Source organism: Rhizobium sp. OAE497 (assembly GCF_040546565.1).
GTDB lineage: Bacteria > Pseudomonadota > Alphaproteobacteria > Rhizobiales > Rhizobiaceae > Rhizobium.
Map to the genome: position 1 here is coordinate 791,031 of NZ_JBEPOA010000002.1, position 19,494 is coordinate 810,524.

Genomic DNA, 19,494 nt, shown 5'->3' on the forward strand with positions numbered 1-19,494 from the left:
TGCCCTCCGTTCACAGCCGCGCTACCGACAGATCGACAGCGCCGCCATCGGCGATGCGGCCGAGTGCCGAACGAAGTGCATCGATCCGCTCGCCGGTCAAGCCGCCGAAGGCGAGGTTCGCCTCGAACTTGGCTTGCAGCTCGGCATCCGGCAGCGGCTCATGCGCGCCGCCGCGCATATGCGGCTGGCGGAATTCGCGGATGCTGCCGTCCTTCAGGACTGCCTTGACGTGGCCGGTATAGCCGCGCGGATAGGGATCGTTGGGGTCGATCTCGTAGGAGACCTTGGCGGCAAGCGCGCGCAGTGCCGGATCCTTGACGCGTTCGTCGGTGAACTGGCCGAGCCCGGCCTGGCCATCGGTGAAGCCGACGGCGATGCAATAGGGCGTCGAGAACTTGCCGGCATAGCCGTTCGGCGGCTGATGTTTCTTCGCAAGCGGCTCCCAGAGGCGATGGACGGTGCCTTCGCCGACATTGCAGGTGATCGAGACGATATCGTCGGCGGCAACGCCCGACTTGGCGAGCTTGATGGCGCAGTCGATGAAGGGCTGGGTCATCGTTCCGCAGGCATAGGGTTTGAAGGCCAGCGTCTCCAGCACCCAGCTCTCGCCGAGACCATCGACCAGCGGCGCGAAATCGGGCGTCTTCGACGGCGCGAAGGCTTTGTACATGCCATTGGTGCCGTCGAAGACGGTGAGCGGTCCGGTAAAGCCGCCTCCCGCGAGCAGTGCGGCGCGTAGACCGGCCTGGGCCGCCGCACCCGCATGAAGGCGCTTGGTTGAGCTGCCGTCGGCGAGATATTCGATGATGCCGGATGCGAGGCTGCCGGAGATGCCGAGCGCCCGGGCAATGGTTTCCTCATCCTGTCCAAGCGCGGCGCCGACGGCTGCGGCCGCTGCCGGTGCGCCGAAGATCGCGGTCGGGTGGAAGCTTGCCTTGTGGGTCGCCTGCGGCGCCACGAGGCTCATGCGGCACATGAGTTCGGTGCCGACGGCAATGCCGCGCATGACCGCTTCGCCATCGAGCTTGCGCTGTTCTGCGATCGCCAGCACGGCAGAGACGATGACCGCACCCGCATGGATCGGTCCGCCTTCGAACGTGTCGTCATAGTCCTCGCCATGGGCGGCGGTGCCGTTGACGAGGGCTGCATCGTAGAGGCCGAGCCTTCGGGTGTGACCGAAGGCGGTGCAATCGCCTTCATCCGCAGCGCTGCCGAGGGCCGCCTTGACGTAATCGGTATCGCGGGCGGCGACTGCGAGCGCGACGATATCGAAGATCAGCTGGCGGCAGGTGGCGCGCGCTGCTGCCGGGGGCACTGCACTCGCGGCAAATGCCGCGAGCGTGGTTGCGACCGGTGCCGGTTTCGAGACGGCAACATTCATGAATGAGCTTCCTTCAGCTTGGCCTTGCGCGCGTCGCGGACTTCGCGGGCGAGGGAGAAGACGATAAAGATGAGGGCGAGCGTCAGCAGGCCCAGCGCGATCGGATCCTGCAGGAAGATCATCAGGTCGCCGCCGGACAGGACCAGCGAGCGCCGGTAGCTGGATTCGACCATGTGGCCGAGGACGACGCCGAGGATCATCGGCAGAACCGGGAAGCGCGTCAGGCGCATCAGGTAGCCCACCAGGCCGAGCCCGAGGGCGATGCCGAGGTCGAAGAGGCTGTTGTTCAGCGTGTAGATGCCCGACAGGATCAGCGCGAAGATGAAGCCGGAGCGGTACTGCCGCGGACGGTTCACCAGCCAGATGCAGGCGGGCAGGATGATGATGCCGATGCCGATCTGGGCGATGATGGCGATGAACGAGCCGACATAGATGCTGTCGATGACCTGGGCGCTCTGTTCGAACAGGCGCGGTCCCGGGATCAGGCCGTGCATCAGCAGGCCGCCGAGCAGAACCGCCGTGGAGTTCGAGCTCGGAATGCCGAAGCTGAGCAGCGGGATCATCGCCGTGCTTGCCACGGTGTTGTTGGCGGCCTCGGGAGCGGCGACGCCTTCTTCGGAACCCTTGCCGAAGAGCTGCGGGGTCTTCGACCAGCGGCGGGCTTCGTTATAGGACATGAAGGCTGCGATCGAGCCGCCGCCGCCGGGCGTCAGGCCCTCGAACAGGCCGAGGATGCAGCCGATGAACTGCGAGCGCTTGAGCTTGTTCATCATCGACAGGCTCGGCAGCTTGATGCGGATGCTGGCATTGAGCCGGCTCATGCCTGCCGAACCGGACTGGCTCATCAATTCCGTCAGCGCGAAGAGGCCGACCATGACGAGAACCGGCTCGATACCGCCGAGAAGATCCGGGATATCGAAGGTGAAGCGGGTGACGCCGGAGATCGGGTCGGTGCCGACGGTCGAGAGCATCAGGCCGATCGTCGCGGCCGCCAGTCCCTTGATCAGCGAGCCGCCGCTCATCGAGGCGATGACGCTAAGGCCGAGAATGCCGAGGCCGAAATAGGATGCAGGCGTGAAGGCAAGCGCCAGCCACGAAAGCGGTTCGGTCAGCAGGATCAGCATAGCCAGGCCGAACAGCGAACCGACGACGCCGGACATCAGCGAGATACCGAGCGCTTCGCCGGCGCGGCCCTGGCGGTTCATCTCGTAGCCGTCGATGACGGTCGCGGCGGACGAGTTGGTGCCGGGCGTGCGGATCAGGATCGCCGGGATCGAGCCGCCGTATTCGGCGCCGATATAGACGCAGGCCAGCAGCGCGATCGCCTGTGCCGGGTCCATCGTGTAGGTGAACGGCAGAACGAGCGCCATGGTGATCGAGGCGGAAATGCCGGGAAGCGCGCCGCCGAGAATGCCCCAGGTGAGGCCGGCGATGGCGACGAAGAAGATCGGCGTTTCAGTCAAGAGATGGATGATGTCCCAGAAGGTCGCCATCAGAATAGTCCTTGGAAGAGCGAGCCCATCGGCTGGTTGACGCCGAGCAGCTTCACGAAGATGGCCCAATAGAGAATGCCGCCGCCGACCGCGGCCGCCGGGATGACCCAGGTGCGCGGCGATCCCTCGTATAGGGCGATGCCGGCGATCAGCAGGGCCGTCGCAATCGGATAGCCGACGAAGGGCAGGAGGGCGACGTAAGCGGCGCCGAAGAGCAGGAAGCCGATGGCGCGCGGAAGCTTGGCGTTTTCATCCGCCTCTTCGTCGTCCGCATTGCCCGCGGCAGCCGCGGCCGTTGCCGGCCTCATGCGGGCCGAAAGCAGCGTGCGGACGATCAGGCAGACGGCGAGAATGGCGAGGATGGCGGCGAGAACCTTGGGCAGGCCGCCGGCACCGATCTCGTCGGAGAGCGTGCTGTCGGCGATTTGCGTGGTCCAGGTGTAATAGGTGCCGGCGACGGCCAGAAGCACGACACCGCTGAGAAGGTCTTTGTTCATGAGACAATCCTCATGGAGAAGCAGGGGGCTCCGGAACCGCGGGCCGCGCGGTCCCGGCGTGTCGCGGCCGATTACTTGATCGCGCCGGTCGATTTCAGGAAGTCTTCGGTGGTGGTCGCGAAGGTGTTGACGAAATCGGGATATTCCTTGTGGCCGATCGGCTTGGCGACGAGCACTTCTTCGGAATAGGCCTTCTTGTAGTCCGGGTCTTCGAGCAGCTTCTTGACGGCTTCGTCCCAGATCGCCGCAGTCTCATCCGGAATGCCCTTCGGGCCTGCGAGGCCGCGGAACTTGACGAGCGAGACGTCGTAGCCGAGTTCCTTGACGGTCGGGACATCAGGCTTGTCGGCGATGCGTTCCGGATTGAAGGTGGCGAGAAGCACGATCTTGCCGGCGTCGAGCTGCGAGCGCAGTTCCTGGATTTCGCCGATGCCGATGTCGAGCGTGCCGTTTAGCACGTTGAGCATCATGTCGCCGCCGCCTTCATGGGTGACGATCGCGGGCGTGACGCCTGCGGCGCGTTTCAGCTGTTCGGCAGCCTGGCGTTCCAGCGAGGCCGGGTTTGCAGCGCCCCAGCGGCCACGCTCCTTCTTGGCGTGATCGATGACATCCTTCAGCGACTTGTAGGGGCCGTCGGCGCGGGTGAAGATCACTTCGCTGTCGAGGAAGAAGTTCACCAGCGGCTGCATGTCCTTGTAGGTCGACTGCGGCTTGCTCATCAGCGAGGTGTAGATATAGGTCGGCGTCGTCGCGTAGAAGACGCTGCCATCGGCAGGGGCCGCGGCGACACGCGCCATGGCCTTTGCACCGCTGCCGCCCTGGACGTTTTCGACGACGAAGGTAGCGTTGATGTACTTGCCGAGATATTTCGACATCTCGCGAAGGAAGACGTCGCTGCCGCCGCCCGGGCTCGAATGCGTCACCAGGGTGACGACCTTGACCGGATAGGCCGCCGGCTCTGCGAGAGCCGGCGTTGCGGACAGCAGTGCCAGAGCGGCGAGCCCGGAAACTGCTGTTCCAATCATCTTGATCATGCTCATTTCTCTCTCCCACTAGTTCACCGCCTCTCCCACGGCGGTGTTGCCTCAAATAATCAGATCATTCCGCAGCAAGGCCCCCGGCGGCTGCGCCGTCACAGCTGATCAGCGCCATCAGGCGCTTGATGTCTGCGCCCTTGTCGATGCCGCGGACCAGGCGGAGCAGTTCGGCCTGGCCGTTGTCGCTGATGACGCCCTCGGCGCACATCAGGAACTTGGCGTCCAGATCGGTATCGTTGATCGGGTTGGACGGGCCGCCGCGATAGCGCTCGTCTGCCCACTGCACGAGAGTGCGGCCGTCCTTGGTGGCGACCTCGATGCGCGAGCGGATCTTGTCGTAGCCCTGCGCGTCGATCTCGAGATCGTTGATGACTTCGGTGCGTGCCTGCAGATCCTGCATCGCCTCTCCGGCGACGAAGGCATCCTCGAACTCATGATGGCTGGCGCGGCGGCAAAGCGCGATCATGGCGAGCAGCGCCGGCATCGAGAACTTCGCCTGAAGATGGTTCCTGGCGATCGGATAGCGGATCGGCTCGATGATGTTCTTGCCGGCGAAGAAGCGGATGCGGTCGATCTGCTCCGGCTTGAGATCGTGATCGAGCACCAGTTTCAGCATCGCGTCCATCGACTGATGGGTGAGGATACCCGACGGATAGGGCTTGATGCTGACGCCGGGGCTGACGATCGTCAGCGGCGAGGCGAAGCCCTGCTTGGCCTTCTCTTCATCGAAGCCTTCGCCCATGACCGAGAAGAAGCCCCAGGTGCCATCAAGCGCTGCCGGATCGGCTTCGAAGCCGCGTGCAGCCAGAAGGGCGGCAGTGATGCCGTTTTCGCAGGCGCGGCCGACATGCAACGGCTTGGTCATCGTGCCGAAATTGACGCGGATGCCGGCGGCGAAGCTGGCGGCGAGGCCGAGCGTATGGGCAAGCTGCGCGCCCTTGAGGCCGAGCAGCTTGGCGGCGGCAGCAGCCGCACCGAAGGTGCCGACGGTGCCGCTCGTGTGGTGGCCGCGGCGGTAGTGGCGCGGCTTCATCCATTCGGAAATCTTGCACTCGACTTCGAAGCCGACCTGGAAGGCCAGCATGATGTCACGGCCATCGACATTGCCAAGCTCGCTGGCAACGATCAGCGCAGCCGTCAGCGGCGGCACGGAAGGATGGGTGAGCAGGCCGTAAACATGGGCCGGATCATGCGAGACCTGCGTGTCGTCCCAGTCATGCGCGTGACCCGACGTGCCCCAGACGCGGCCGGCGATCGCGGCCGGAACCTTCTTTGTGCCGGCGCCCGGCAGCGGAGCATCGCCGCGGCCGCCCTGGGCCAGCGCGTCCTCGATCAGGATACGAACGGAGGATTCCTGGCTGCCTGCGAGATAGAGGCCAACCGTATCGACCATGCAGCGGCGGCCGATGGCAAGGGCTTCCTCGGGCAGGTCGGCATAGGTCGTCTGCTCGATGAAACGGATGGCCTGAGCCGTGATGTCGGATATGCTGCTCACCAGTGGTATCTCCCTATTTATTTATGTGTCGCGACCGTCGCCATCAGCCGGAGCCGGGCGGAGTCGACATGTCCAGTATGTGCTGCCAGCGCCCTTTGCGGGTCGCGGGCAATGATCGCGGCGGCCATCTCGTGGTGTTCGAGATGCGAGGCATGCAAGGAATCGCCGAGCATCAGGTTGCGGGCGCGGTAGAGCCGCAGCTGCTTGACGAGGCCGAGATATTGCTGGGCAAGCGTCGGGTTTCCGGCGTTGCGGACGATAAATTCGTGGAAGGCGAAATTGAGCTTCACATAGGCTTCGAAATCATCGGCCGCGACCGCCTTGTCCATGTCGGCGATGAAGGTCTTGACCCGGCCGATGCCTTCGTCGGTGATGCGCTCGGCAAGCAGCTTTCCGGCAAGGCCGAACAGTGCGGCACGGACTTCATAGACGTCGCAGGCCTGCTCGGCGCTGAGTTCGCGGACGAAGAAACCGCGGTTCGGCACCTGCTCGACGAGGCCGGAAGAATCCATCGAGCGCAGCGCCTCGCGGATCGGGCCGCGGCTGATGCCGAAGCGCAGCGCCAGTTCCTTCTCGTTGATCCGGTCGCCGGGACCGAACTCACCGCTCAGGATGACGCGCTCGATCTCCTGCTCCAGCACCATGGGCAGGGACTGCGACCGCAAGATCTCGACAGCGCTCAGAACCATTCAACTCTCCTCTTGAGGCAAGACTTCACATGCAGAATGTAAATTGTCAACAATTTAATGTCGATCAAACCGGCGGCCTGTGGATGGGTCGTGGTAGTGCAGCCAGGGAGGAGGGATGGAAATAAGGGTGCGGCAGAGCCGCGCTCGCCGCTATTCGGCGGCGTTGTCGTCGAGCTTCAGCGCGGTGCGGCCGCGGGTCAGGTTGGTGATCAGGAGAGCGGCATCTTCGGCGTGCTTCTCGATGATATCGAGCGTCAGCCAGCAGCCTTCGTGGTCGAACTGCTCGGCCATGACGCGGGCCATGCCTGCCGATGTTAGCTTGGCGCGGACGATCTCCAGATCCTGAAAGCTCAGGTGAACGGTCCCGCCGATCGAGGCGGCGGTTTCCTCAAGCTCGGCCTCGCGCAGGCAGGCGGCAGCCGTGCCGCCATAGGCGCGAACCAGGCCGCCCGCACCGAGCAGCACGCCGCCGAACCAGCGGGTGACGATGACGAGTGTCTTGTCGAGCTGGCGACCTTCTATGGCCTGGAAGATCGGTTTGCCCGCCGTGCCCGAGGGTTCACCGTCATCGTTGAAGCGATAGATGTTGCCGACGCGCCATGCGTAGCAATTGTGATTGGCGGACGGGTCGGAATGTTCCGCGAGCGCCATCTTTACCGCGGTTTCGCTGTCGACCGGAATGGCGATTGCCAGAAACCGGCTTTTCTTGACCGTCTGCTCAAGGCTGATCTGGTTTTTAAGGACGAACATCTGCGGCGGCGGACCCGGCTGGTTGGCGTGATGCCTCATAGCGCAAAGCCGCGGCCGCCTCCAGCGCCTGTTGGCGAAGTGGCGCGGCTGTGCCAAAAGGATCGAAGTGCCGGATAGCTGAGGGGAATCAACGTGACGATCGGGCTTGCCCATGCCGAACTCATGGCTGTCGTGACGGCCGTGACCGGTGACGAGCCGCGCGTTATGACCGTCCGCTCCGGCGAAGCGCTGCCCTCCGGCCCCTTCGAGCTCGGGCATCGCACGCTGCAGAGCGGGCTGCGCGAATGGATCCAGGAGCAGACGGGCCATCCGATCGGCTATCTCGAGCAGCTCTATACATTCGCCGACCGCGACCGGAACAACGACATTCTCGGTGGCCGGACGATCTCGATCAGCTATCTCGGTCTCGTGCGCGAACAGGAGGCGCCGGGCGCCGGGCGGCCTGCCTGGCATGGATGGTATGAGTACCTGCCCTGGGAGGATCATCGTCAGGGTGCCCCCGAGGTGCTGGGCGAGGTCATCGATAAACTGCGGCTCTGGGCCGATGCCGATCCGGCGAGGCGCCATGAGCGCCACAGGCGTGCGGACTTCACCTTCGGTCTCGATGGTGGCGGCTGGAACGAGGATCTGACGCTGCAGCGCTATGAGATGCTCTACGAGGCAAGGCTCGTGGCCGAGGCCGGTGGCGGCGACAATTTCGGTCGCCCGATGTTTGCCGATCACCGGCGCATCCTGGCGACCGGTGTTGCCCGCCTGCGCGCCAAGATCAAATATCGCCCTGTCGTTTTCGAGCTGATGCCGGAGAGCTTCACGCTGCTGCAGCTGCAGCGCGCCGTCGAGGCGCTGGCGGGGCTCGGATTGCACAAGCAGAATTTCCGCCGTCTGATCGAACAGCAGGAGCTGGTCGAGGAAACCGGCGGCGTGACCAGCGAGACTGGCGGGCGGCCCGCCAAGCTCTTCCGCTTCCGCGAAACCGTGGTCGAAGAGCGCGCCCTCTCCGGATCGAAACTGCCTCTCTCCCGCAATTGACATATGCTCAATGTGAGAATATCTATTTGCTCCGTAAATGCTCAAATTGAGCATAAAGGAGACCGCCATGAACCGCCCCGTATCAGCTGCGTCCCTCTATGATCGCGTCAGCCGCGTCATCCCCAAGGCCGAATGGATGTCGTTCGAAGACGATGTCGAGGCGATCCTCGAACTGAAGCGCAAGCGCAACGCCGTCATCCTGGCGCATAACTACCAGACGCCGGAAATCTTCCACGGCGTCGCCGATATCGTCGGCGACAGTCTGGCGCTCGCCCGCAAGGCGATCGATGTCGATGCCGACGTGATCGTGCTCGCCGGGGTGCATTTCATGGCCGAGACGGCGAAGTTGCTCAATCCGGCAAAGACGGTGCTGATCCCCGATATGGGCGCCGGCTGTTCGCTGGCGGACTCGATCACGCCAGAGGACATCGCGCTTCTGCGCCAGGCGCATCCCGGCGTCCCCGTTATCACTTACGTGAACACCTCGGCGGCGGTGAAGGCGGCTTCCGATATCTGCTGCACCTCGGGCAATGCCAAGCAGGTCGTCGAGTCCCTCGGTGTTCCCAAGGTGCTGATGATCCCGGACGAATATCTGGCCCGCAACGTCGCCCGCGAAACCAATGTCGAGATCATTGCCTGGCACGGTCATTGCGAGGTCCACGAGCTGTTTTCGGCCGACGACGTCAGGCAGCTGCGCGAAAATCATCCCGGGGTCACCGTTCTCGCCCATCCCGAATGCCCGCCTGAAGTCGTCGCCGAGGCGGACTTTGCGGGCTCGACAGCCGTCATGTCCGACTATGTCGGCGCAAAGAAGCCGGCGCGTGTCGTGCTGCTCACCGAATGCTCGATGAGCGACAACGTCGCCGTCCATCACCCGGATGTCGAGTTCATCCGCCCCTGCAATCTCTGCCCGCATATGAAGCGGATCACGCTATCGAATATCCGCACTGCGCTGGAAGAAAACCGCCACGAAGTCACAGTTGATGAGAGCGTGGCGGCTGCCGCCCGTCTCGCTGTCGAAAGGATGCTGGCGATATGACCGAGATCCTCACCCATCTGGCTGGACGCCCGGTCATCGTCGGCAGCGGGCTTGCAGGCCTGATCGCGGCGCTGACGCTGTCGCCTGCGCCCTCCGTCATCGTCACCCGCAGCGCGCTCGGCGCCGAGACCTCGAGCGCCTGGGCGCAGGGCGGCATTGCCGCGGCCCTCGGCGCCGATGATAGCGCCGGCCTGCATCTTGCCGATACGCTCGCCGCGGGCGACGGCCTCTGCGACGCCGGAGCGGCCGAGAATATCGTCGCGGATGCGGCCGGTACGATCGCAGCGCTGCAGCGTTTCGGCGTCCGGTTCGATCGCGACGGCGCGGGCGGCTTGGCGCTTGGCCTGGAAGCAGCGCATTCGCGCCGCCGTATCGTTCATGCGGAAGGCGATGGCTCCGGGGCGGCGATCATCCGGGCGCTTGCCGCTGCGGTGCTCGCCGATCCCGCGATCACGGTCATCGAGGGCGCCGAGGCCCGGCAGTTGATCATGGCGGATGGCGCGGTCCGCGGCCTGCTTTGCGCCGGTGCGGGCGGCGATTTCGTGCTGCCGACTTCGCGGGTGCTGCTGGCGACCGGGGGCATCGGCGGTCTCTATGAGGCGACGACCAATCCAGCGGGCAATTTCGGTCAGGGCATTGCGCTTGCGGCCCGCGCCGGCGCCGCGCTTGCCGACATGGAATTCGTTCAGTTCCACCCGACCGCGCTCGACAGCCGCCGCCGGCCGCTGGCGCTGGTCAGCGAAGCCGTGCGCGGCGAGGGCGCCGAGCTGATCAACGAACGGGGCGAGCGGTTCATGGCCGATGTCGCAGGCGCCGAGCTTGCGCCGCGCGATATCGTCGCTCGAGCCATCAGCGCCGAGATCGCCCGCGGCGGCCGCGTCTTCCTTGATGCCCGCCGCGCTCTCGGCACCGGCTTTGCTTCGCGTTTCCCGGTGATTGCCGAGCTCTGCCAGGAGGCGGGCGTCGATCCCGGCCTGCAGCCGATCCCCGTGCGCCCGGCGGTGCACTATCATATGGGCGGCGTTGCCACCGATCTCGACGGCTGCAGCAGCGTTCCGGGCCTGTGGGTCGCGGGCGAGGCGGCATCGACCGGCCTGCACGGCGCCAATCGCCTAGCAAGTAATTCGCTGCTCGAAGCCTCCGTCATGGGCATGCGGGCGGCCCGCAGCATCGCGGGATCCGATGCCGACGGCAGCCTCGCGGCGATCCCCGCCATGCCGGGACGGTCGAACACGGCGCTCGTCCGGCCTATCGTCTCGCGCCATCTCGGCGTGCTGCGCAATGCCGGAGCGATGCATGGCGCGATCGCCGCCCTTCTGCCTCTGGCGGAAGAGGAGGGGCCGGCTTCGGATCCGGCCGTCGTCGCGCTGGCGATCGCGGTCTTCGCAAGCCTGCGCAACGAGTCGCGAGGCGCGCATGCGCGGACTGATTTCCCGCTCAAACATCCGGCCGCCAGACGGCGGACGATGACGGTGGCGCAGGTGCTGGAAAGCGCCCACGCCGCCACATCCCAGGATTTTGCAAGGAGTGCCTGACATGACCCCTGTTTCCCTGCCGCGCGTCATCGTCGAGCCGATCGTGCGCAATGCGCTTGCCGAGGATCTCGGGCTTGCCGGAGACATCACCTCGGCCGCCGTCATCCCGGGCGATTATCGCTCGACCGTCGTCATGGCCGCGCGGCAGCCCGGTGTGATCGCCGGTCTCGATGCTGCCGAGCTTGCCTTCCAGCTCGTGGAGCCCGCCATTACCATGACCCGGCATGTCAACGATGGCGCTGCCGTCGAGGCCGGAGAGGTGATCGCGACGATCAACGGCCCATCACGGGGTCTGCTGACCGGCGAGCGCACCGCCCTCAACTTTCTCAGCCATCTCTCGGGCATTGCCACCGTCACCGCATCGATTGCGCGCGCGATTGCCGGAACCAGGGCGTCGGTCGCCTGTACGCGCAAGACCACTCCGGGGCTTCGCGCATTGGAGAAATACGCCGTCCGCGCCGGCGGGGGCATGAACCATCGTTTCGCCCTGCACGACGCGATCCTGATCAAGGACAACCACATCGCCATTGCCGGTGGCACGCGCGAGGCGCTGCGCCGGGCCAAGGCGGCGGCGGGTCACATGGTCAAGATCGAGATCGAGGTCGATACGCTCAGCCAGCTGCGCGAGGTGATGGAGGAGGGCGTTGACGCCGTGCTCCTCGACAATATGGGGCCGGAACAGCTGCGCGAAGCCGTCGGCATCGTAGGTGGGCGGGCGATCACGGAAGCCTCCGGCCGCATCACGCCGGAGACGGCCGCCGCCATCGCCGCTTCAGGCGTCGATCTTATCTCCGTCGGCTGGATCACCCACAGCGCCCCGATCCTCGATATCGGCCTGGATTTCCGCTCGGAAGCCTGAGCTAAGACGGGCATTCGGCGCCGGTATCCACCCAGGCGGCGATCAGCGCCGCAAAGGCTTCCTGCGATCCCGGAGGGGCGGGGCGGCCGTCGCCGGGATGCCAGGCCCAGCCGACGAGATGATCCTCGCCCATGTGCCGGATCAGATCAGCATGCGAGCGGTTGCCGTTACGACTGGTATCCTTCACCTGCTCGCAGATCTGGCCAACCGTCAGGCCCTGCCAGGCCATGCTGGCGGGCGCAAGCTGCCAATGGGCGTTGCCGGGGATCGATTTCAGCTTGCTGCCGACGATCGGCCGGTTCTCCGCGCCATGGCAGGTGGCGCAGGCAAGCCCTGCGGGGCCATGCGAGGTCTTTGCGGCGATCATCAGCGGCACATGCGGATGCATGTCCTCGCCCTGCGTCGGGCTGCGGGTTGCCGGGTGGCAGTTGATGCAGCGCGGATGGGTCATCACCCGGCTCGCCTCCTCGAAGATCGCCTTGGATCGCGCGGCCTTGTCGGGGATCGTTTCGAAATCGGCGACGGTCTTCAGCGCCCCGTTCTTTGCCGTCTCGGCATAGGTCTTAATGGCGCCGGTTCCGGCCAGCGTGGTGCCGAAGGCGATGAAGGTGGCGAATGACAAGGTGGCCAGCGGTCTCATCTCACACCCTCCTCAATCCGCCCTGGTCGATCGGCAGCGAGCGCAGCCGTTTCCCGGTCGCGGCAAAGATCGCGTTGAAAAGCGAAGGCGCGACCCCCGGCGTGCCGACTTCGCCGATGCCACCAGGTGTTTCCGAGCTCGGGACGATGTGAACCTCGATCTTCGGCGTCTCGTGGATGCGCAGCACGGGAGAGTCGTCGAAATTGCCCTCGACGACGGCACCATTCAGAACCGTGATGCGGCCGTAGAGTGCCGCGCTCAGCCCATAGACGATACCGCTCTGGATCTGCGCTTCGACGGTATCCGGGTTGATCACCTGGCCGCAATCGACGGCGCAGATGATGCGCTCGGTCTTGAACGCGCCATCGTCACCGACGCTGACTTCCGAGATCATCGCCGAGAAGCTGCCGAAATCTTCCGAGAGCGCGATGCCGCGGCCTTTTCCCTTGGGTGGTGCGTTGGTCCAGCCCGCCTTTTCGGCAGCGAGATTGAGCGCTGCAAGCAGGCGCGGCTTATGCGCGAGCAGGCGCCGGCGGTATTCCAGCGGGTCAATCCCGGCAATATGGGCGAGTTCATCGATGCCGCCTTCGATCGGCGGGATGTTGCGCGTCGCGCCGACGCCGCGCCAATTGCCGGTCAGCATGCCATCCGGCGCCTCGTGGCGCGCGAAGTCGGTATATTTGTTCGGGATGGCATAGGGCGTTTCCGCGCCGCCCATCTGGTCGAGGTCGATCCCATCGCGGGTGAAGGCCGGAAGCCAGCGGGCCATGACGGAGGGACCGATGACGCGATGGCGCCAGGAGACCGGCATGCCGTCCGGCCCGAGCGTGGCGGTGACCTTGCTGTAGTTCAGATACCGGTAGCAGTCGTGGCGGATATCTTCCTCCCGGCTCCAGGTGACTTTCACCGGGCCATTGACCTGCCTGGCGATCTTGGCGGCAAGGATGACGCCATCGACATCCAGCCGGCGGCCGAAACCGCCGCCGAGTAAATGATTGTGAACGACGACCTTCTCCACCGGCAGGCCGGTGACCTCGGCAACCGCCTGTCGCGTACGCCCCATCACCTGCGTCCCGACCCAGACCTCGCAGCCATCCTTGCGGACATCGAGCGTGCAGTTCATCGGCTCCATCGCCGTATGCGTCAGGATCGGCAGCCGGTAGATGAATTCGTGAACCGGACCATGTTCGGCTTCCGCCTTGTCGACATCGCCTTCCTTGATATGGGCAAGCGCTTCGCCGGAGATCGCGGCATCCATCCGCTGCTCGAGCTCGGCGAGAGACACGTCGGCGCTTGAGCCTGCATCCCACTCAATCGACAAGGCGGCAAGGCCCTTGCGCGCCGCGCCGGTATTGTCGGCGATCACGGCGACGGCCTCTTCGGTGCGCACGACCTGCTTCACGCCTTTGACCGCAAGTGCCGGCGCATCGTCTACGCTCTTGAGCTTGCCGTTGAAGTGCGGACAGATGGCGATTGCCGCATAGGACACGCCGTCCGGCCGCGCATCGATGCCGAATTTCGCGGTGCCGTTGACCTTCTCCGGGCTGTCGAGACGGCGTACCGCCTTGCCGATGACGGCGAAGCTTGAGGCCGGTTTGAGCGGCACATCCTGCGGCACCGGTTGCGAGCCGGCATCGCCAATCAGGTCGCCATAGCTGGCGCTGCGGCCGGTCGCTGTGTGCAGGACTTGCCCGTTTCTGGCTTCGCAGCTTTCCGGATCGACACCCCAGCCGCTCGCGGCGGCATTGACCAGCATGATGCGGGCCGCAGCACCCGCCTTGCGCATCTGGTCGTAGACCGCGCGAACGGCCAGCGAGCCGCCGGTGATCTGGTCGCCGAGAAGCGGGTTCGCGTATTTCTCGGGATCCGCCGGTGCATGCTCGAGAACGGTCTGGTCGAGGCTCACTTCGAGCTCTTCGGCGAGCAGCATGGCGACTGCCGTGTAGATGCCCTGGCCCATCTCGACCGAAGGCATGATCAGCGCGATCTTGCCTTCCGCCGGGATGCGGATGAAGGCGTTCGGCTGCAGTGGGAGCGGCGGCGCGTCGGCGGCGAGCGAAGGCCTGACGCCGATCAGCAGGCCCGATGCCGTCAGCGAGGCGCCGATCAGGAAATGGCGGCGCGAGAGAGCGGGATTGATCTTGTCGAGGAGAGACATCGCATCACGCCTCCGCCGCCAGCTTGATCGCCGCGCGGATGCGCGGATAGGTGCCGCATCGACAGATATTGCCGGCCATGACGGCGTCTATGTCGTCATCTGTCGGCTTCGGATTGGCGGCAAGCAGCGCCGTTGCCGACATGATCTGCCCGGACTGACAGTAGCCGCATTGCACGACATCGATATCGAGCCAGGCTTTCTGGATCCGGGCGCCAGCCTCGGTGTTGCCGATCGCCTCGATCGTGGTCACCTGCTTGCTGGCAGCTTCCGCCACCGGCATGACGCAGGAGCGCATCGCCACGCCATCGACATGAACGGTGCAGGCGCCGCACATGGCGATGCCGCAGCCGAACTTCGTGCCGGTCAGGCCTATCGTGTCCCGCAGAACCCATAAAAGCGGAATGTCACCATCGACATCAACGGCATATGTCTTGCCGTTGACCATAAGATCGTAGGTCATGTGAGCTTCGGCTGAAAGCCGCCCCCAACGAACATTCAGTGACGCGAAAGGTAGAGGAGGGGCGCTTGTACGGCAAGTAATCGAGATGGGCTAATCCGGATGGTGCAGGTCTGCGACCGTACCAGCAATGGCTGCAGTGGGCATCTTGATCTCCTGAGGTCCATCACTAAAGATGCCGCGCGCTGACCCGGCGACACGAGCCGTCTTTTTCCGGTCAGCCCGCCTATCCGCTTGGCTTGCCCTTTAAACAATTCAACCCCAAACGATAAGAGGACGACCAATATGACCGAGCATTTCGTCACCACCAAAGATGGCGTGCAGATCTTCTACAAGGACTGGGGCCCGAAGGATGCCCAGCCGATCATGTTCCATCACGGCTGGCCGCTTTCGGCCGATGACTGGGACAATCAGATGCTGTTCTTCGTGCAGCGCGGCTACCGCGTCATCGCCCATGACCGCCGCGGCCATGGCCGCTCTTCGCAGGTGAGCGAAGGTCATGACATGGATCATTACGCCGCCGACGCCTCTGCCGTCGTCGAGCATCTCGATCTCAAGAACTCCGTCCATATCGGCCATTCCACCGGGGGCGGGCAGGTTGCGCGCTATGTGGCCAAGTTCGGCGAGCCGCAGGGCCGCGTCGCCAAGGCCGTGCTGGTCAGCGCCGTTCCGCCGCTGATGCTGAAGACCGCGGCCAATCCGGGCGGTCTGCCGCTCGAAGTCTTCGACGGCCTACGCAAGGCGCTTGCCGATAACCGCGCGCAGTTCTTCCTCGATGTCCCGACCGGTCCGTTCTACGGCTACAATCGTCCGGGTGCCGCAATCTCCGAAGGCGTTATCCGTAACTGGTGGCGCCAGGGCATGATGGGCAGCGCCAAGGCCCATTACGAGGGCATCAAGGCCTTCTCGGAAACCGACCAGACCGAAGACCTGAAGAATATTTCGGTACCGACGCTGGTGCTGCATGGTGACGACGACCAGATCGTGCCGATCGGCGCTTCCGCGCATGAATCGATCAAGCTTCTGAAGAACGGTACGCTGAAGGTCTACAAGGGCTATCCGCACGGCATGCTGACTACCCATGCTGACGTTCTGAACGCCGACCTGCTCGCCTTCATCAAGGGCTGATCGCATCCGGTCCAGACCTCCGCCGCGGTCCGGGCTGCGGCGGAGGTTCATTGAGCGCGCCTTGCAAACTGGCGCCCGTCTCCCTATCTTTTCGTCATCACTCACATACTAACCCAAGGCATCGCCGGCGCTCAGCGCCGGCCGCCTGGCGTTTTGCGCCGGCTGGTGCCGGATGCCGCCCTCAGGCGGCCAAGGATGACATTTGAACAAGACGAATACCGCGATTGCGCCTGCCGCGGCAGCGCCGCGCGAGCGCGACGAGGCCGTGAAGCGGCCCGACAAGAACTGGAAGCCCTATCCCTGCCTGCTGACGCGCCGGGAGCTGAAGGCGATCATCGCCAAACAGCTGGGCTGAGACATCAACCGCCAACGATAAGGAGAACACCATGCAGGTCATTGTCAGAGACAACAATGTGGAACAGGCAATCCGCGTCCTCAAGAAGAAGATGCAGAAGGAAGGCTTGTTTCGCGAGATGAAGGAACGCCGCGCCTACGAGAAGCCGTCCGAACGGCGGGTGCGTGAGCGGGCGCAGGCCGTCGCCCGCGTGCGCAAGGCGGCAAGGAAGAAGCTGCAGCGCGAAGGGCTGTTGCCCACCAAGCGCCGCGCTTCGGCACGGTAACGATCCAGGGGCTGCCGGCAGATGCGCCGGCGGCCGGGACATGAAAGGGTTGTGCGATGGAAGAACTGTTCAGCATGAATGTCTCGGATGAGAGGCTCGAGGACTGCCGCGAGGTGGTGGAGCCCGATCTCCAGGATCTTATCCGCTCGACGATTGCCTCCGGCTTTAGCGCCGAAGAGGTGCTGATCGCGATCAGCGAGCTCGTTGCCGAGGACTTCGCTCTCATGGTGAAGACGCCGAGTGTCCATTAATTGCCCGCCATATGGGCAAGCTATGCAATTGACGCATTGCTGATTGGATGTCTTTGCGCTGCAAATCGGCCGCAGCTCATATTATATACATCTCATCGAAGCGAACGGAGCGCCGATTGGGGCAGCAGGGTTCGCAAAGCCCAAGGAAGGGGACTAAGATGAACATTGCACGCTCTTTCAATAACTGGCGCAAGTACCGTCAGACCGTTGCTGAACTCGGTCGCATGTCGAACCGCGAACTCAGCGACCTCGGCATCGGCCGCAGCGAAATCCAGTCGGTCGCACGCGCTGCTTCCGGCCGCTAAACGGCCGGCGAAAGCCGAATAAAATCCCATACGAAACGCCGGTTCACACGAGCCGGCGTTTTTGTTTTGGGCGCATGGGAGCGTCCCGTTTGGCGCATAGCGGGACTGCGCTGCTCGCAAGGGGCATTTTCCGGTGCCGTGGCGACACTCTGTTCAATCCGCCGCGGCTATACCGGGCGGCGCTCCCGTGCGAAGAAGCCGGCAACGAAACATTGCAATTGGTGACACCATGAAAAAGATTGGCTTTCTCTCCTTCGGCCACTGGTCGCCCTCTCCGCAATCGCAGACCCGCTCGGCCGGCGATACGCTGCTGCAGTCGATCGATCTCGCCGTTGCCGCTGAAGAGCTCGGCGCCGATGGCGCCTATTTCCGCGTCCATCACTTCGCGCGCCAGCTGGCTTCGCCTTTCCCGCTGCTCGCCGCCGTCGGCGCGAGGACGAAGAGCATCGAGATCGGCACGGCCGTTATCGACATGCGTTACGAGAACCCGCTCTATATGGCGGAAGATGCCGGTTCGGCTGACCTGATCGCCGGCGGTCGTCTGCAGCTCGGCATCAGCCGCGGTTCGCCGGAGCAGGTGATCGATGGTTATCGCTATTTCGGCTACGCGCCCGCCGAGGGCGAGAGCGACGCCGATATGGGCCGCCGCCATACCGAAGTCTTCCTCGATGTGCTCAGGGGCGAAGGCTTTGCCGAGCCCAATCCGCGGCCGATGTTTCCGAACCCGCCCGGCAAGCTGCGCCTCGAGCCGCATTCGGAAGGTCTGCTTGAGCGCATCTGGTGGGGATCGAGCTCCAATGCGACCGCCGTCTGGGCAGCCAAGCTCGGCATGAACCTGCAGAGCTCGACGCTGAAGACAGATGAGAGCGGCAAGCCCTTCCATGTCCAGCAGGCCGAGCAGATCCGTATCTATCGCGAGGCCTGGAAGGAGGCCGGTCACAAGCGGGAGCCGCGCGTCTCGGTCAGCCGCAGCATCTTCGCGCTGATGAACGACATGGACCGTGCCTATTTCGGCGCAAGCGGCCAGAGCCAGGACCAGATCGGCTATATCGACCCGCAGACCCAGGCAATCTTCGGCCGCTCCTACGCCGCAGAACCCGACAAGCTGATCGATCAGCTGCGCAAGGACGAGGCGATCGCCGAGGCCGACACGCTGCTGCTCACCGTGCCGAACCAGCTCGGCGTCGCCTACAACGCGCATGTGATCGAGAGCATCCTGAAGCATGTCGCCCCGGCGCTCGGCTGGCGGTAATCAGCTCCAGGCCGAGAAGATCTGGCCGATCACTTTGCCGTCTTCGCGCAGGAGGCGGCAAAGTGCGGCGCGACGTTCAGGCGTCATCGCCATCAGCTCCAGATAGACCGTCTCCCCCTGACGGATATTGCCGGAAAAGAACACGTCGCGGTGCCGGATCGGTCGCGTTGTGCCGAACCATCTCCCGAAGGCGCGATCGGTGATCGCCTGGAACTGCGCGAAATAGAAAAGCCCCGCACCGTTGAACTCCTGCGATGCATCCGGCTCGAAGCGGAAGCCACGCAATCGCTTCGGCGGATTTGCCTGTAGGCCGAGATGGGTATCGAGCTGGCCCGAGCGTAGCAGCGAGGCAGTGCGGGCGAGCGCGTTCTCCGCAGTAGCCTCCGCCATGCCGGGCAGGGGCACGCGGGCGATCGAGTAATTGTCACCGTCCCGGGTGCGGTGGACGAAGGTGGAGATCAGCTCAACATCGCCGATGGGTATGCCTCGCACTGATAGCGCGTGGCGGGTAGAGACCTGTGTGCGCGAGACCGGGGTCAACGCCGAGCGAATGGTCAGGACGTCGTTGGCGCGCGCCTTGTCGAAGCGCGCATCCTGCAGCGAGGTCGCGCAGATCGCCGCATAGGCTTCGCCGCCGTCGGACGTGCGGAAATCGGCGTCGGGCATGCCGAGATGACGGGCGAGCATCAGCCAGTGCCGGTGGCCGAGTTCCTTCATCAGCCACGTATCGGAGAGGCCGGCGGGGGTCATATGCGGCATGCCGATCAGCAGGTGCGGCGACAGTGCCTGCTCCATCAGTTCCGCCACCGATGGTATTTGCGGTGGCAGATGGCTTTCCGTTTCCCGGGCATTCGCGAAGTCGAGGACGGCGATATTCAT

21 protein-coding genes are annotated in these 19,494 nt (G+C 64.5%); 10 read left to right on the forward strand and 11 right to left on the reverse strand.

Annotated elements, in window-relative coordinates; all coding sequences use genetic code 11:
• Positions 1 to 10: 10 nt before the first annotated feature.
• The 7 genes from ABIE40_RS23215 to ABIE40_RS23245 form a co-directional block, all read right to left on the reverse strand.
• Positions 11 to 1,381, reverse strand: coding sequence for an MmgE/PrpD family protein (locus ABIE40_RS23215; RefSeq protein WP_199628320.1), 1,371 nt, complete (start codon positions 1,379 to 1,381; stop codon positions 11 to 13).
• The gene (locus ABIE40_RS23220; RefSeq protein ID WP_130281684.1) at positions 1,378 to 2,874 is read right to left on the reverse strand and encodes a tripartite tricarboxylate transporter permease; all 1,497 of its coding nucleotides are present in this window, start codon (positions 2,872 to 2,874) and stop codon (positions 1,378 to 1,380) included. The genes ABIE40_RS23215 and ABIE40_RS23220 overlap by 4 nt, the downstream gene beginning before the upstream one ends.
• Positions 2,874 to 3,371: a tripartite tricarboxylate transporter TctB family protein gene (locus ABIE40_RS23225; RefSeq protein WP_199628319.1), complete on the reverse strand. Its 498-nt coding sequence runs from the start codon at positions 3,369 to 3,371 to the stop codon at positions 2,874 to 2,876. The genes ABIE40_RS23220 and ABIE40_RS23225 overlap by 1 nt, the downstream gene beginning before the upstream one ends.
• Positions 3,372 to 3,442: 71 nt before the next feature.
• Complete coding sequence (locus tag ABIE40_RS23230) at positions 3,443 to 4,411, reverse strand: tripartite tricarboxylate transporter substrate binding protein (RefSeq protein ID WP_199628318.1); 969 nt, start codon at positions 4,409 to 4,411, stop codon at positions 3,443 to 3,445.
• 58 nt (positions 4,412 to 4,469) lie between these two features.
• Positions 4,470 to 5,903: an MmgE/PrpD family protein gene (locus ABIE40_RS23235; RefSeq protein ID WP_199628317.1), complete on the reverse strand. Its 1,434-nt coding sequence runs from the start codon at positions 5,901 to 5,903 to the stop codon at positions 4,470 to 4,472.
• A 17-nt stretch (positions 5,904 to 5,920) separates the two neighbouring features.
• Positions 5,921 to 6,592 (reverse strand): FCD domain-containing protein, encoded by a 672-nt coding sequence (locus tag ABIE40_RS23240; RefSeq protein WP_199628316.1) that lies wholly within the window; start codon positions 6,590 to 6,592, stop codon positions 5,921 to 5,923.
• A gap of 150 nt (positions 6,593 to 6,742) precedes the next feature.
• Entirely contained in the window at positions 6,743 to 7,342 is a 600-nt protein-coding gene (locus ABIE40_RS23245) for a YigZ family protein (RefSeq protein WP_199628387.1), read from the reverse strand.
• Positions 7,343 to 7,474: 132 nt separating this feature from the next.
• Between ABIE40_RS23245 and ABIE40_RS23250 the strand changes: the two genes are divergently transcribed.
• From ABIE40_RS23250 to nadC, 4 genes are all read left to right on the forward strand, one after another.
• Positions 7,475 to 8,371, forward strand: coding sequence for an NUDIX hydrolase (locus ABIE40_RS23250; RefSeq protein ID WP_199628315.1), 897 nt, complete (start codon positions 7,475 to 7,477; stop codon positions 8,369 to 8,371).
• 67 nt (positions 8,372 to 8,438) lie between these two features.
• A complete protein-coding gene (nadA, locus tag ABIE40_RS23255) occupies positions 8,439 to 9,410 on the forward strand; it encodes a quinolinate synthase NadA (protein WP_199628314.1) in 972 nt (323 codons plus the stop codon).
• Positions 9,407 to 10,945 carry an L-aspartate oxidase gene (locus tag ABIE40_RS23260; RefSeq protein WP_199628313.1) on the forward strand — a complete coding sequence of 513 codons (1,539 nt, stop codon included), beginning with the start codon at positions 9,407 to 9,409 and terminating at the stop codon, positions 10,943 to 10,945. The genes nadA and ABIE40_RS23260 overlap by 4 nt, the downstream gene beginning before the upstream one ends.
• A gap of 1 nt (position 10,946) precedes the next feature.
• A complete protein-coding gene (nadC, locus tag ABIE40_RS23265; RefSeq protein ID WP_199628312.1) occupies positions 10,947 to 11,804 on the forward strand; it encodes a carboxylating nicotinate-nucleotide diphosphorylase in 858 nt (285 codons plus the stop codon).
• Between the two features lies 1 nt (position 11,805).
• Here the strand turns inward: nadC and ABIE40_RS23270 are convergent, their stop codons facing one another.
• The 3 genes from ABIE40_RS23270 to ABIE40_RS23280 are packed head-to-tail and all read right to left on the reverse strand — an operon-like array spanning position 11,806 to position 15,062.
• Positions 11,806 to 12,444, reverse strand: coding sequence for an Isoquinoline 1-oxidoreductase subunit (locus ABIE40_RS23270; protein ID WP_199628311.1), 639 nt, complete (start codon positions 12,442 to 12,444; stop codon positions 11,806 to 11,808).
• A gap of 1 nt (position 12,445) precedes the next feature.
• On the reverse strand, positions 12,446 to 14,602 hold the full coding sequence (locus ABIE40_RS23275; protein ID WP_199628310.1) for a xanthine dehydrogenase family protein molybdopterin-binding subunit: 2,157 nt from the start codon (positions 14,600 to 14,602) through the stop codon (positions 12,446 to 12,448).
• A 4-nt stretch (positions 14,603 to 14,606) separates the two neighbouring features.
• Positions 14,607 to 15,062 (reverse strand): (2Fe-2S)-binding protein, encoded by a 456-nt coding sequence (locus ABIE40_RS23280; RefSeq protein WP_199628309.1) that lies wholly within the window; start codon positions 15,060 to 15,062, stop codon positions 14,607 to 14,609.
• 282 nt (positions 15,063 to 15,344) lie between these two features.
• On the opposite strand from ABIE40_RS23280, the gene ABIE40_RS23285 reads away from it, so the two are divergent.
• The 6 genes from ABIE40_RS23285 to ABIE40_RS23310 all read left to right on the forward strand — a co-directional run bounded on the left by ABIE40_RS23285 (position 15,345) and on the right by ABIE40_RS23310 (position 18,615).
• Positions 15,345 to 16,187 carry an alpha/beta fold hydrolase gene (locus tag ABIE40_RS23285; RefSeq protein WP_112711240.1) on the forward strand — a complete coding sequence of 281 codons (843 nt, stop codon included), beginning with the start codon at positions 15,345 to 15,347 and terminating at the stop codon, positions 16,185 to 16,187.
• Positions 16,188 to 16,389: 202 nt separating this feature from the next.
• On the forward strand, positions 16,390 to 16,542 hold the full coding sequence (locus ABIE40_RS23290) for a hypothetical protein (RefSeq protein WP_165402710.1): 153 nt from the start codon (positions 16,390 to 16,392) through the stop codon (positions 16,540 to 16,542).
• Between the two features lie 31 nt (positions 16,543 to 16,573).
• Positions 16,574 to 16,807, forward strand: coding sequence for a 30S ribosomal protein S21 (gene rpsU, locus ABIE40_RS23295; protein WP_112711239.1), 234 nt, complete (start codon positions 16,574 to 16,576; stop codon positions 16,805 to 16,807).
• A 56-nt stretch (positions 16,808 to 16,863) separates the two neighbouring features.
• Positions 16,864 to 17,058, forward strand: a complete 195-nt coding sequence (locus tag ABIE40_RS23300; protein WP_199628308.1) for a hypothetical protein — start codon at positions 16,864 to 16,866, stop codon at positions 17,056 to 17,058.
• A 158-nt stretch (positions 17,059 to 17,216) separates the two neighbouring features.
• Entirely contained in the window at positions 17,217 to 17,363 is a 147-nt protein-coding gene (locus tag ABIE40_RS23305; protein ID WP_112711237.1) for a DUF1127 domain-containing protein, read from the forward strand.
• A gap of 229 nt (positions 17,364 to 17,592) precedes the next feature.
• Entirely contained in the window at positions 17,593 to 18,615 is a 1,023-nt protein-coding gene (locus ABIE40_RS23310; RefSeq protein WP_199628307.1) for an LLM class flavin-dependent oxidoreductase, read from the forward strand.
• On the opposite strand, the gene ABIE40_RS23315 is transcribed toward ABIE40_RS23310, so the two are convergent.
• Complete coding sequence (locus tag ABIE40_RS23315; RefSeq protein WP_199628306.1) at positions 18,616 to 19,494, reverse strand: Pnap_2097 family protein; 879 nt, start codon at positions 19,492 to 19,494, stop codon at positions 18,616 to 18,618.